This is a genomic window from Micromonospora sp. ATLC20, assembly GCF_057196585.1.
Genome location: NZ_JBXUOV010000171.1, coordinates 1 through 12,736 on the forward strand (window position 1 = coordinate 1; position 12,736 = coordinate 12,736).

At 71.0% G+C, this 12,736-nt stretch carries 6 protein-coding genes and 3 pseudogenes; 5 read left to right on the top strand and 4 right to left on the bottom strand.

Going from position 1 to position 12,736, the window contains the following annotated elements; genetic code table 11:
• Positions 1 to 115: 115 nt before the first annotated feature.
• The gene (locus AC2CHG_RS25565) at positions 116 to 1,372 is read right to left on the bottom strand and encodes an SGNH/GDSL hydrolase family protein (protein ID WP_262012189.1); all 1,257 of its coding nucleotides are present in this window, start codon (positions 1,370 to 1,372) and stop codon (positions 116 to 118) included.
• A gap of 348 nt (positions 1,373 to 1,720) precedes the next feature.
• Between AC2CHG_RS25565 and AC2CHG_RS25570 the strand changes: the two genes are divergently transcribed.
• The 4 genes and pseudogenes from AC2CHG_RS25570 to AC2CHG_RS25585 all read left to right on the top strand — a co-directional run.
• Positions 1,721 to 3,778 carry a DNA gyrase/topoisomerase IV subunit B gene (locus AC2CHG_RS25570; RefSeq protein WP_410054884.1) on the top strand — a complete coding sequence of 686 codons (2,058 nt, stop codon included), beginning with the start codon at positions 1,721 to 1,723 and terminating at the stop codon, positions 3,776 to 3,778.
• Positions 3,779 to 3,810: 32 nt separating this feature from the next.
• Positions 3,811 to 4,437 (top strand): annotated as a pseudogene (locus AC2CHG_RS25575) (DNA gyrase subunit A); the annotation flags it as partial.
• Positions 4,438 to 4,518: 81 nt separating this feature from the next.
• Positions 4,519 to 5,112: pseudogene (locus AC2CHG_RS25580) on the top strand (LAGLIDADG family homing endonuclease); the annotation flags it as partial.
• A gap of 393 nt (positions 5,113 to 5,505) precedes the next feature.
• Positions 5,506 to 7,587 (top strand): annotated as a pseudogene (locus AC2CHG_RS25585) (DNA gyrase subunit A); the annotation flags it as partial.
• 430 nt (positions 7,588 to 8,017) lie between these two features.
• On the opposite strand, the gene AC2CHG_RS25590 reads toward AC2CHG_RS25585, so the two are convergent.
• The 3 genes from AC2CHG_RS25590 to AC2CHG_RS25600 all read right to left on the bottom strand — a co-directional run bounded on the left by AC2CHG_RS25590 (position 8,018) and on the right by AC2CHG_RS25600 (position 11,452).
• Positions 8,018 to 9,355, bottom strand: coding sequence for a uracil-xanthine permease family protein (locus AC2CHG_RS25590; protein WP_484525742.1), 1,338 nt, complete (start codon positions 9,353 to 9,355; stop codon positions 8,018 to 8,020).
• Between the two features lie 95 nt (positions 9,356 to 9,450).
• Positions 9,451 to 10,086 (bottom strand): alpha-ketoglutarate-dependent dioxygenase AlkB, encoded by a 636-nt coding sequence (locus tag AC2CHG_RS25595; protein WP_366619005.1) that lies wholly within the window; start codon positions 10,084 to 10,086, stop codon positions 9,451 to 9,453.
• A 40-nt stretch (positions 10,087 to 10,126) separates the two neighbouring features.
• Positions 10,127 to 11,452 (bottom strand): polysaccharide pyruvyl transferase family protein, encoded by a 1,326-nt coding sequence (locus AC2CHG_RS25600; RefSeq protein ID WP_484525743.1) that lies wholly within the window; start codon positions 11,450 to 11,452, stop codon positions 10,127 to 10,129.
• Between the two features lie 156 nt (positions 11,453 to 11,608).
• On the opposite strand from AC2CHG_RS25600, the gene AC2CHG_RS25605 reads away from it, so the two are divergent.
• The coding region (locus AC2CHG_RS25605) for an acyltransferase family protein (protein ID WP_484525744.1) at positions 11,609 to 12,736 on the top strand (1,128 nt) is incomplete at its 3' end.

The window sequence follows — 12,736 nt, forward strand, 5'->3', positions numbered from 1 at the left end:
AGGTCGAGCGGTTCACCCACACCTGCTTCATGGTCGCGCCGTACGAGTCGTACGTGGCGGTCTGCGAGCAGCTCAACGCGCTCACCCCGGGGTGCGGGGGCGCCGGCCATCGCTGTCAGCTCACGCTCACCGTGCCGTCCGGGGCGCGGACGCAGGAGACGGTACGGGCGCCGGTCGCCGCCGCCCCGGCCAGGCACCGGCCGAGCACCTTGTGCCCGGCGGCGTTCGGGTGCCACGACTCCTGGCAGGTCTGGAAGTACGTGCCGCAGGCGTTGGCGATGCGCTGGATGTCGAGCTTGTCGTATCCGGAGAGGCTGGTGACGAACGTGCCGCTCGGGCCGTCCATCAGCCGGATCGGGGTGGCAAGGGCGTTGCCCGGGCTACCAGTCGACTCGCAGAGCCGGGCGCCGTCGAACGCGCGCTGCACGTTCAGGTAGACCAGGTCGTCCTGCGGGAACTCGCCGGCGAGCGTGCCGCGTACCGAGCCGACGAGCGTGCCGAGGCCCTGCGAGAAGCGGTGTCCGGGCGCCAGGCTGGCCCGGTGGATCGGGCAGCCGGCCGCGTACCGCTCGGCGCCCAGCGCACGGAACTTGTCCCGGGTGTCGTCCCGGCTGTCCTCGGTCCAGTAGGTCTGGTCCAGCTCGAACGGCAGCGGGTTCGTGTAGTCCTGGAACACCACCCGGTGCTGCCCGTCGGCGTCGATCTGGTCCAGCGTGGTGAGCAGCTGCCGCAGCGCCGTGGTGGTCTCCGCGGTGGCGGCGGCGAACTGCGCGGCGGTGCCCAGGTCGGCGTCCGTGCACGGCTTCTGCTCCACCGGCCCGCCCAGGTACGCCCAGAACTCCCACCAGCCGGTCCACGCGTCGGCGATGAACCGGTTGGCGCACTTCTCCGCCACGCTGCCGAAGGTGAACGAGCTGTTGTTCGAGCCGAGACCGACGAGCACCAGGTCGATGTCGTGGGTCCGCGCCACCGACCGGAGCTGGTCGAGCTGGGCGGCCACCTGCCGTCCCTTGGTCCGGGTCGCCGAGGCGCTGGCGATGTCGTACGGCTGGCCGCCCGAGCAGGCCAGGTTGAACCGCGCGGAGATGCCGGGCAGGTCGGCCTGGAACAGCGAGGCGTTCGGCGAGCGGTGGCAGAAGTAGGCGTTGGCGTTGGCGGCGGACCAGCCGGGGAAGCCCTGGGCCACCCCGTTGACGTCCACCACCGGCGCGTACGCCCCGGCGCCCTCGCCGCTGATGAAGCTGTCTCCCAGCGCCACCGCGGCGGTGGGCAGTGCGGCGGCTGCGGGCCGGGCGGGCGCCGCGGCGGCGGGTAACGCCACCGTGGCGAGCGCCAGCGCCGCCGCGAGCACGGAACGACGGAACACGGACATGCCCGACCTCCCAAGACATCGAAATGTGAAAGATTCTTCAGGAGGGCGATCAGATCACGCGCGTGTGACGGACGTCAATGGCCCGACATCCGTGGCCGTTCACCGGGGAAGACATCCGGCGCCCGGGTCGTTGTGCCGGCTGGACACCCCGCCCGTCCCGCCGGACCGCCGTACGCGACCGCCGGACGGACCCGGACGGCAGGCCGATCGCGCAACGCACCGCCCCGGTGCCGCCGACCTGTCGGGGCACCCGGCTAGGCTCGCTCCGGCGCGCCGCGCCCGGCGATCATCGTGGGGGGATCACACGGTGAACGGCACCACACCGCCGAGACCTGGGAGTACGACCAGTTGACCGCACAGCCTGAGACCCTCTACGGGGCCGACGACCTGACGCATCTGGAGGGCCTCGACGCCGTCCGCAAGCGCCCGGGCATGTACATCGGCTCGACCGACAGCCGTGGCGTGGGTCACCTCGTCAACGAGATCCTCGACAACTCGACAGACGAGGGTGTCGCCGGTCACGCCACCAAGGTCGACGTGATCCTGCACGCCGACGGGTCGGTCCAGGTCGACGACGACGGCCGGGGCATCCCCACCGACGTGCACGCCAAGTCCGGCATCTCCGGCGTCGAGCTGGTGCTGACCCGCCTGCACGCGGGCGGCAAGTTCGGCGGCTCCGGCTACAAGACCTCCGGCGGCCTGCACGGCGTCGGCGCCTCGGCCGTCAACGCGCTGTCCCGCCGCTTCGACGTCACCGTCCGGCGCGGCGGCAAGGTCCACGCCATGTCGTTCCGCCACGGCGTACCCGGCGTCTTCGACGGCGACGGCCCGGACGCGCCCTTCACCCCCGGCCCCGGCCTGCAGATCGTCGGCGCGATGAAGCGCGGCCAGCGCACCGGCACCTCGATCCGCTGGTGGCACGACCCCCGCTACTTCGAGACCGGCGCCGCGCTCGACACCGGGACGGTCCGGCTCAAGCTGCGCAACACCGCGTTCCTCGTGCCCGGCGTCGCCTACCGGCTGCGCGACGAGACCGGCGAGCAGAGCGTCGAGGAGAGCTTCCACTTCCCCAACGGCCTCACCGACATGGTGGAATACCTCGCCCCGGCCGGCGACCGGCCGGTCTCCGGCACGCTGCTGGTCACCGGCGAGGGCACCTACCGGGAGAACGCCGCCGACGCCAACGGCGTCATGCAGTCCAACGTGCAGCGCCGCGCCGAGGTCGAGGTGGCGTTCCGCTGGGGCACCGGCTACGAGCGCACCGTCGAGTGCTTCACCAACACCATCCGCAACGCCCACGGCGGCACCCACCGCAAGGGCTTCGAGCGGGCGCTTGCCCGTACCCTCGCCGAGGCCGCCCGCAACGCCCGCGGCCTGCTCAAGCCCAAGGAGGACGCGCCCACCCTGGACGACGTCCTGGAGGGCATGACGGCCGTGGTGCACGTGCGCATCCCGGAGCCGCAGTTCACCTCGCAGACGAAGGACGAGCTGTCCACCGCCGGCATCACCAAGGTGCTCCAGGGCCTGGTCGAGGCGCACCTCAAGAGCTGGCTGGACGACCGCCGCACCAAGGCCGAGGCCCGCACGGTGCTCCAGAAGATCGTCGACGCGGCCCGGGTCCGGCTCACCCAGAAGCAGCAGAAGGACGCCGCCCGCCGCAAGACCGCGCTGGAGGGCGCGGCCATGCCGGCCAAGCTCGTCGACTGCCGGGCCGCGGGCATCGAGAGAAGTGAACTGTTCATCGTGGAGGGGGACAGCGCCCTCGGGACGGGGCGCCTCGCGCGGTCCTCCGAATACCAGGCGCTGCTGCCGATCCGCGGCAAGATCCTCAACGTCCAGAAGGCCAGCCTCCAGCAGGTGCTGGACAACGCCGAGTGCGCCGCGATCGTGCAGGTGCTCGGCGCCGGCTCCGGCCGGACGTTCGACCTGTCCACCCTGCGGTACGGCCGGGTGCTCATCATGGCCGACGCGGACGTCGACGGCGCGCACATCCGTACCCTGCTGATCACGCTGTTCGCCCGCTACATGCGGCCGCTGATCGAGGCCGGGCGGCTCTACGCGGCGATGCCGCCCCTGCACAAGATCACCACCAAGGGGCGCAACCCGCAGACCGTCTACACCTACACGCAGGCGGAGATGGAGGCGACGGTGCGCAAGCTGGAGAAGGCCGGCAAGCAGATCGTCACGCCGATCCCGCGCTTCAAGGGCCTCGGTGAGATGGACGCCGACGAACTGTGGGAGACCACCATGAACCCGGCCACCCGGGCGGTCCGCCGGATCACGCTCGACGACGTCGAGGCCGCCGAGCGGATCCTCGAACTGCTCATGGGGGAGAAGGTCGAGCCCCGCCGCAACTGGCTGATCGACTCCGCCGACCGGGTCGACCGCGACGCCATCGACGCCTGACCAACGGGTTCGTCTCGGAAGGAAACCGCACCATGGCACGCCGCAAGGACGACCGCGCGAAGGCGGACCTGGCCGCCTTCGACCAGGCCGGCGCTCGCGTCTTCGACAACCCGCTGGTCACCGAGGTCTCGGACTCCTACCTGGAGTACGCGTTCTCGGTCATCCACTCCCGCGCCCTGCCCGACGCGCGCGACGGGCTCAAGCCGGTGCACCGGCGCATCCTCTGGTCGATGTACGAGCAGGGCCACCGGCCGGACCGCAGCCACGTCAAGAGCGCCCGGATCGTCGGCGACGCAATGGGCAAGTACCACCCGCACGGCGACACCGCCATTTACGACGCGATGGTGCGGCTGGCCCAGGACTTCTCGCTCAACGTCCCGCTCATCGACGGGCACGGCAACTTCGGCTCGCCGGACGACGGACCGGCCGCGGCGCGTTACTGCGTCGTGGGTGACACCCGGATCCGCCTGGCCGATGGCAGCAGCCCACGGATCGGTGATGTGGTCGACCTGCCGCCGAACAGCGAGGCGGAGGCCGATTTCGAAGTCCTCGACAAGGACGGCAAAGCGGTTCGCGTCAACAAGGTCTTCAACTCGGGCGTCCACCCGACGGTCCGGATCACGACTGAGACCGGATTCTCCCTGCGTGGTAGTGAGAATCATCTGGTTCTCTGCCTCGAAGCTCCGGTGGGCGTCCCTGTCTTCCAGTGGCGTCGGCTCGACGAGGTGACGCTGGGCTCGATGGTCTGTATCGCTCGGAACGCATGGAATCAGGTCGTCCCCACCGCCCGTGAGTACATGCTCGGCGTGCTCGGTGGTGCCTGGGTCTCTGAAGGCTTCGCGAGCGAGTCGCGGGCAGGATTCAGCAATACCGACGAGCATTTCTTCGGCGAGGTCCTGCATGCCTACGACCAGGTCGTGGCTGGACGACGCTACGTCAATGACCGGCACACGCGCCGAGACCGTCGTCGCATTCACGAACTTGACGTCCAAGACGTCGCCGGCGGGATGGACGCCTTCCGGGCGAGTCCACTCGCCGAGCTCATCGGTCACCAGGCGAGGGACAAGTTCGTGCCCGAATTCGTCTGGGCAGGGGGGTGGGGCATCAAGCGGGCCTTCCTGATGGCCCTCTGCGAAGGTGACGGCGGAGTCCGCGTCGCCAACAGCAGCTTCACCATCCAGTACACCAGCTACAGCGAGCGTCTGACTCGGGAGGTGCAAGAACTGCTCGCGGAGTTCGGTGTGATCGCCTGTCGACGCCACTACACCCGGCCCAGTGGCTCGGTGGAGCACCGCTTGGTGATATCCGGGACGCGAAACATCAGGGCTTTCGCAACTCGTGTCGGCTTCCTCCGTACCAAGCAGGCGGTGCTGGCAAAGATGCTGCGGCACACGCCGCTGCGCCCGCATCGGCTCAGTCAGGACCATGTCCCCTTTGTGGCCGACTACGTGCGCAGCAGCATCGACTTCGATCGTCGGGGCAGCGGACGCAAGTGGCTCACCAGCCACAACTTCGATCGTGTCGAGCGGTGGGAGACCGAACGACTCCGCATCATCGACCGCATCAAGGACACCGAGATCCTTGCCACGATCCTGCCCGTCATGGATGCGGGCTATCGATACGAGAAGGTCGTCGCGGTCTCTCCCGACGAGCCGGCGGAGGTCTATTCCGTTCGAGTCGAATCCGCCGACCACTCCTTCCTGGCCGGTGGTTTCGTCAACCACAACACCGAGGCCCGGATGTCCCGGGAGGCGATGCTGCTCGTCGGCGAGCTGGGTGAGGACACCGTCGACGTCGAGCCGAACTACGACGGCTCGCTGACCCAGCCCACGGTGCTGCCGGCGGCGTTCCCGAACCTGCTCGTCAATGGCGCGTCCGGCATCGCGGTCGGCATGGCGACGAACATGATCCCGCACAACCTCGGCGAGGTGGTCCAGGCCGCCCGCTGGCTGATCAACCACCCGGACGCCACACTCGACAAGCTCATGGAGTTCGTGCCCGGCCCCGACCTGCCGACCGGCGGGCTGCTGCTCGGCCTGGACGAGGTGCGCCGCGCGTACGAGACCGGGCGCGGTGTGGTGCGCATGCGCGGGCGGGTGGAGATCGGCCCGCTGGAGGGCAGCCGCGGCCGGCAGGCCATCACCGTCACCGAGCTGCCGTACGGCGTCGGCGCCGAGAAGGTCATCGCGGCCATCACCAACGAGGTCAACAAGACCAAGCGGCTGACCGGCATCGCCGACGTCAAGGACCTCACCGACCGGGAGAACGGCACCCGCCTGGTGGTGGAGTGCAAGGTCGGCGTGAACCCGCAGGCGCTGCTGGCCGACCTCTACCGGCTCACCCCGCTGGAGCAGTCCTTCGGCGTGAACAACCTGGTGCTCGTCGACGGGCAGCCCCGCACGCTCGGGCTCAAGGAACTGCTCGACGTGTTCCTGGCCCACCGCTACGAGGTGGTGACCCGGCGCAGCGCGTACCGCAAGCGCAAGCGGGAGGAACGCCTGCACCTGGTCGACGGTCTGCTGATCGCCCTGCTCGACATCGACCGGGTGGTCAAGCTGATCCGCGCCAGCGAGGACGCCCAGGCCGCCAAGGACGGCCTGATGCAGAAGTTCAAGCTCTCCGAGATCCAGGCGAGCTACATCCTGGACACTCCGCTGCGTCGGCTGACCAAGTACGACCGGCTGGAGCTGGAGGCCGAGCAGGAGAAGCTGCGCGGCGAGATCGCGGAGCTGTCGAAGATCCTGGACGACCCGAAGGTGCTGCGGAAGGTCGTCTCCGACGAGCTGGCCGCCGTGGTCAAGCAGTTCGGCGCGCCGCGGCGTACGACGCTCGTGGACGGCGACCTCAAGGAGGTGCTCGCCGCCTCGGTGCCCGCCGGTCCGCTGGAGGTCGCCGACGACCCGTGCCAGGTCATCCTCTCCGCCACCGGGTTGGTGGCGCGGACCGCGGCCGAGTCGGAGGAGGCCGCCGAGGCGCGCCGGCGCAGCGGCCGGGTCAAGCATGACGCGGTACGCGCGATCGTGCACTCCACCGCCCGCGGCCGCGTGCTGCTGGTGACCAGCGCCGGGCGCGCGTTCAAGATCGACGTGCTGCCGTTGCCGGTGCTGCCGGAGCAGTCCGGCACGGTGTCGCTGCGCGGCGGCATGTCGGCGGCGGAACTGGTGCCGCTGGAGCCGGGTGAGACGGTGGTCGGGCTTGCGCCGCTGGGCCCGTCCGCGCAGGGGTCGCCCGGTCTGGCGCTCGGCACCCGGGCGGGCGTGGTGAAGGTGTGCGCCCCGGACTGGCCGGTCCGCTCCGACGAGTTCGAGGTGATCTCGCTGCGCGACGGCGACGAGGTGGTCGGCGCGACCTGGCTGACCGACGGCGCCGAGACGCTGGCGTTCGTGTCCTCGGAGGCGTCGCTGCTGCGCTTCGCCGCATCGGTGGTACGCCCGCAGGGGCTCAAGGGTGGCGGCATGGCCGGCATCAACCTGCCGGGCGACGCCCGGGTGGTCTTCTTCGGCGCGATCCGTACCGACGACGCGAAGCACGGTGAGCCGATGGTGGTGACGTCGACCGGAGCGACAGTGAAGGTGACGCCGTTCAAGGCGTACCCGGCGAAGGGGAGGGCGACCGGCGGCGTACGCGCGCAGCGGTTCCTCAAGGGTGAGCTGGAGCTGTCGGTGGCCTGGATCGGCCCGCGGCCGGTGGGTGCGACGGCCACCGGCGACCCGGTGGAGCTGCCCCCTGCGGACCCGCGCCGAGACGGTTCCGGTTTCGCCGTCATGCTAGGCCCGACGGTGGTAGGCCACCACATCGACCGCGACTGACGAGGGGCGGGCGGGCCGGCCACCCGACGCGCCCGCCCCCGCCACGCCCTTGCCGCTGCGCCCTCTCTCGGCCCCCGCCCAACCCGGTTGATCAAGGAGTTGGCGGCCTTTTCACGCCCCCGCCGACCGCAAACTCCTTGATCACCGCAGCGGGCGCTCCTGGCGGACTGGGCGGCTGGCGAGTCCCGGGGTGTTTGGGGCACTCGCCCCCACCCTGCGCGGTCGATCATGGGGTTAGCGGCGGCAAAACGGACACCGATCGCCGTTAACCTCATGATCGACGCGGCCGGGCCCTCGGGGGGACCTGATCGCGCCCCCACCGCCTGTTGACCATGAAGTTGGCGGGCGTGAAACGGGCAATTTGTGCCGCTAACTTCATGATCAACGGGGCGACGGCGGGGCAGCGGGACGGGCGGGGAGAGGACCCGGGTCAGAGTTCGGGGTCGGGGGACTGGCGGGACTCGGGAGTGGTGCCGCGCAGGCGGGCGATCAGGCGCATGCCGTGGTAGATGACCAGGGCGGCGGCAGTGCCCAGCGCGATGCCGTTGAACGACAGGTCGCCCGCGGTCAGCGTGTAGTTGGCGGCGCCGATGATCACCGCGACCGCGGCGGTGAACAGGTTGATCGGGTCGTGGAAGTCGACCCGGTTCTCGATCCAGATCCGGGCGCCCAGGATGGCGATCAGGCCGTACAGCGCGGTGGTGGCGCCACCCAGCACCCCGGCCGGGACGGTGAGGATCAGCGCGCCGAACTTCGGGCACAGCCCGAGCAGGATCGCCGTGCCGCCGGCCACCCAGTACGCGGCGGTGGAGTAGACGCGGGTCGCCGCCATCACGCCGATGTTCTCCGCGTACGTGGTGGTGCCGGAACCGCCGCCGGACCCGGCCAGCACGGTGGCGACGCCGTCGCCGAGCAGCGCCCGGCCCATGTCGCGGTCCAGGTTGCGGCCGGTCATCGCGGCTACCGCCTTGACGTGCCCGGCGTTCTCCGCGATCAGCACCAGGATCACCGGGATGACCAGCACGACGGCGCGCGCGTCGAAGCTCGGCGTGTGGAACTCGGGGAAACCGATCCAGGCGGCCTGGCGCAGGCCGCTGACGGCCTGCTGGTCGAGGTTGCCGGTGAGCGCGGCGAGCAGCCAGCCGACCACCACGCCGACGAGGATCGACAGCCGCGCCACGAAGCCGCGGAACAGCACAGTGGTGAGCAGGATCGCGACGAGCGTGACCACGGCGATCAGCGGCTGCGCCTTCACGCCGGTGCCGGAGCCGCCGCCGTCCCAGGCGACCGGCGCGAGGTTGAGGCCGATCAGCATGACGATCGCGCCGGTGACCACCGGCGGCATCAGCGCGTCGATCCAGCGGGAGCCGGCCACCTGCACCACCACGCCGACGAGCGCCAGCGCGACGCCCGCGACGACGATGCCGCCGAGGGCCGCGCCGATGCCGCCGTCGGTCTTCGCCGCCAGGACCGGCGCGATGAACGCGAACGACGAGCCGAGGTACGAGGGCAGCCGGTTGCCGGTGATCAGCAGGAACAGCAGCGTCCCGAGCCCGGAGAACAGCAGCGTGGTGGCGGGCGGGAACCCGGTGATCAGCGGGACGGTGAAGGTGGCGCCGAACATGGCGACCACGTGCTGCACGCCCACGCCGATGGTGCGCGGCCAGGAGAGCCGTTCGTCGGGCGCGACCACGTCGCCGGGGCGTACCTGGCGGCCGTCGCCGTGCAGGGTCCACGGGGACCAGCGGGAGGTGGGGGACTGGGTCATCGGTCGCCCTTCGCGTCAGCGGGTGACGGGGGCGTGATCGACCCTGGGAGTTGTTTCTAGCACGTGCCCTGGCGGGACGTGGTCCCGCCCCGGGCTCAGGCGACGCCGGTGGGACGGAACTGGACGCTGACGCGGGGGCCGACCGGCCGGGTGGTCTTCGGCACCGCGTGTTCCCAGGTGCGCTGGCAGGAGCCGCCCATGACCACCAGGTCGCCGTGGCCGAGCGGGAACCGCAGGCTGCCGCCGCCTCCGCCGCGCGGGCGCAGCAGCAGCGCGCGCGGCGAGCCGAACGAGACGATCGCCACCATGGTGTCGGTGTGCGCGGAGCGGCCGAGGGTGTCGCCGTGCCAGGCGACGCTGTCGCGGCCGTCGCGGTAGAGGCACATGCCGGCGGTGACGAACGGCTCGCCCAGTTCGGGCGCGTAGTGCCGGGTGAGCGCGTCCCGGGCCGCGGTGAGCACCGGGTGCGGCAGCGGGCGGCCGGCGGCGTACCAGCAGAGCAGCCGGGGCACGTCGACAGCGGTGTCGTACATGGTGCGGCGTTCGGCCCGCCAGGGCACGTCGTGGCGCAGCGTGTCGAGCACCTCGTCGGAGCCGCGCACCCAGCCGGGCAGGTGGTCGACCCAGGCGCCCCGGCTCAGCTCGTGCCGGCGCAGCGCCCCGGTGAGCGGGCCCAGGGTCGGGCCCTGCTCGGCCAGGTCGAGCATTGAGGGCTGGTACGCGTCGGACACGCAGCCGATCGTACCGTGCTCTCGAACAGGCGTACGACGGTCAGCGCCGCAGCATCCGGCGGACCGTGCCCGGGACGGCCTGCTTGATCCGCTCCCGGAGCTGCTGCGAGCGCAGCGCGTCGATGGTGGCGGTGAGCTTCGCGTTCTCGTCGCGCAGCCGCTCGATGCGGGTCAGCAGTTCGGCCGGCGGGGTGGCGGCGGCGGGCCCGACGCCCGGCGGGAACACCGTCTCGCCGACCTGCTTGTCGAAGCGCGCGGCGCTGTCACCGTCGGCGAACGAGATGCCGAGGTCGTGCTTGCGCAGGAACGCGGTGATGGTCTCGAAGCGGGCCTTGTGGCCGTCGTTGAGCGCGGTGTAGTCGGCCTCCGCGTAGAGGTCGGCGGCGTCGACGTCGGCCGGCACGTCCCGCATGATCCGGTGCGGGATGCCGAAGTAGCGGGCCAGTTCCAGGGTGCGCGAGTCGTGCGCGAACAGGTAGCCGGGCGTGCCGGCGACGAGCGCGGTGATGGTGCCGTGGATGCGGGTGCCGAACGCGAAGTCGTACCCGGACAGGTGCGACATCCAGGTCCACGGGTCGACGAACATGCGCACCTTGTCCTCGGCGAACAGCGGGTGCGAGGTGTGCAGCGGGATGTCGCTGCTCTGGCCCCGGTGCTCGGGCGCGTCGCCGTAGAGCAGGGTGCCGAGCGTGCGCAGGTCCTGCGGCACGTAGCAGAGGTTCGGGTAGCGCTCCTGGTGGTGGCGGACCACAGCGGCCATCGAGCGGACGTACGGGGAGATGGTGAGCGCGACCTTCGAGTCGGCGGTCAGCTCCGGGCGGTTCTTCTCGAGCCGGAACGTGTCGCCGTGCAGGAACATCGACGGGCAGCCGATCTGCTCCACGTCGGAGAAGCCCAGTGCGTTGAGGTAGCTCTCGGTCACCTCGCCGCGTACGCCGATGCTGTGCGACCGGTCCAGCACTGCCTTGCAGAAGGCGCGGACCGGCTCGTCGATCGGCCGCAGGTACTCGCGGTCGCCGTCGACGTTCGTCTGCACGCCGACGCCGAGTACCACCACCGGGATCTTCAGCCGTTCGATCAGCCGGGTCAGCGGCGTCAGGCGGTGCACGAAGCTGCGGCGGAACGCGTTGGCGAGGGGTACGACGAACACGTCGTGCCGCTCGTTGATCTCGTCCGCGAGGCGCGGGTCGGCCGGGACGCGGGTCGGTGTGATCTCGGCCGTGGAGGTGGCGAGCAGCTTGTGCGCGGCGTGGCTGAAGACCAGGTTGCCGCTGTTGTCCCCGATCCAGTTGCCGGCGAACGTCTCCTCGGGCGTGAGGACGTCGAACGGGCCCTTGCGGGCGCGGAGCAGGATCCGCTGGTGCATCCGGTTTCGCTCACCTTCCGTACGGCACGGCGTGCGGGCGGGAGCCGGGTGGGTGCCCGCGCGTGCAGAACGGAAATCCTATCCGCCGCCGCTGTGGAGCCGACCGGACGTCGGCTCGCCGGGAACGTCCCGGTTGCCCGGGGTAGGGTGCCCGGAATGACCAGCGCGCCGACCGTCACCCGTGCCCCGCGACTGCCGTCGCTGACCGGATTGCGGTGGGTGGCCGCGCTGCTGGTCTTCGGCTTCCACGCCGGGACCATGGGGATCGTCGCCGAGCCGCACCTGAAGCCCCTGGTCGACAAGGCGTTCAGCCTGGGCCTGTCGGGCGTCGAGTTCTTCTTCATCCTCAGCGGGTTCGTGCTGGTCTGGTCGTACCGGGACGGGGAGCGCGCGTGGATGTTCCTGCGCCGCCGGTTCGCCAAGATCTACCCGAACCACGTGGTGACGTTCGTCGCGGCGCTTGCGGTAGCGGCCTGGTTCGCCGACCCGGTCGTGCCGTGGGCCGCGATCGCCAACTTCTTCCTGGTCCAGGCGTGGATCCCGCTGGGCGGCTACTTCTACAGCGTCAACAACGTGAGCTGGTCGCTCTCCTGCGAGCTGGCCTTCTACCTGTGCCTGCCGCTGGTGGTGCCGTGGCTGCGCCGGGCCCGTACCGGCGTGCTGCGGACCGTGCTGGTCGCGGCGCCGCTGCTCATCCTGGCGCTGTGGCCCGGCCAGCAACTCGTGCCGGAGGAGCAGCGGTGGTGGTTCACCCAGATCTTCCCGGTGACCCGGTCGCTGGAGTTCTGGATGGGGGTGGCCGCCGCCGAGCTGATGCGCCGGCACCGCTGGCGCGGCCCGAACCTCGCCGTCGCCACCGGCCTGTTCGTCACCACCTGGGTGGTCGCCGCGCTGTGGATCCCGGCCGAGTTCTGGGCGGCGCTGCTCGCTGTCGCGTACCTGCTGGTCATCGCCGCCGCGGCGGACGCCGACGTGCGCGGCCGGCCCACGCCCTGGCGGTCGCGCGCGATGGTCTGGCTCGGTGAGGTGTCGTTCGCCTTCTACCTGGTGCACGTGCTGGTCATGGTCACCGTGCTGCGGCTGACCGGGCACTGGGGGACCGGCCTGCCCGGCTGGCGCGGCCCGCTCGCGGTGCTCGGCTTCCTGGTGGTCACGCTCGCGTTGGCCGCCGCGCTGCACCGCTGGGTGGAGACACCGATGATGCGCCTGCTCGGCCCGTCCCGCCGGGCCCGCGCGGCGTCGCCCGCACCGGCCGTGCCGGCTCCGCGCAGGCCCGCCGAGGCC